Below are 577 nucleotides of genomic sequence, written 5' to 3' on the forward strand. Positions count from 1 at the left end.
CTGCTGGCAAACCCCCATCCGGATCTATGCACCCAGGCTGGAAGCTTCCGGAAACTTCAGAAGAAGGGCAAGTGGGAGGCGGCGGCCAAACAGGCGGGCCTCTCGAAGGCCGATGGTGGCCGCCTGAATGATGCGGCCAACGAGCACTACACCGCTTGCTGTACAGCCTGGGACGAGATGAAGCAGGCCATCGCCACGCCCGTTCTGGCAGATCTCACCGACCTGTTGGCGCCGGTTGTCGATCGCTTCCGGGATTACAAGCGCTCGGCGGCGCTCCTCGACTTCGATGACCTGATCTTTGCGGCGCGTGACCTGCTGCGAGGCAACGAGCCGGTCCGCCAGGCACTTGCAGCCCGCTTCGCCCATGTTCTCGTCGACGAGTTCCAGGATACGGACCCCCACCAGATCGAAATCTTCTGGCGCCTTTGTGGTGAGCCGCCAGAGGGGGCGTCTGGAGACAACTGGCAGGATTTCCGGATCCGGCCCGGCGCGCTCTTCCTGGTCGGCGACCCGAAGCAAGCAATCTACCGTTTCCGGGGCGCCGATGTGGCGGCCTACCTCCTGGCACGCGAAGCCT

Annotated in this window: 1 protein-coding gene; it reads left to right on the forward strand. The window is 64.1% G+C overall.

The annotated features are described in order from the left end of the window. A partial coding sequence (locus ACKGJN_RS16610) for a UvrD-helicase domain-containing protein (RefSeq protein ID WP_409540682.1) occupies window positions 1-577 on the forward strand: 577 nt, incomplete at both ends.

The sequence above is a fragment of the Gillisia xinjiangensis genome (assembly GCF_046298265.1).
GTDB lineage: Bacteria > Bacteroidota > Bacteroidia > Flavobacteriales > Flavobacteriaceae > Gillisia > Gillisia xinjiangensis.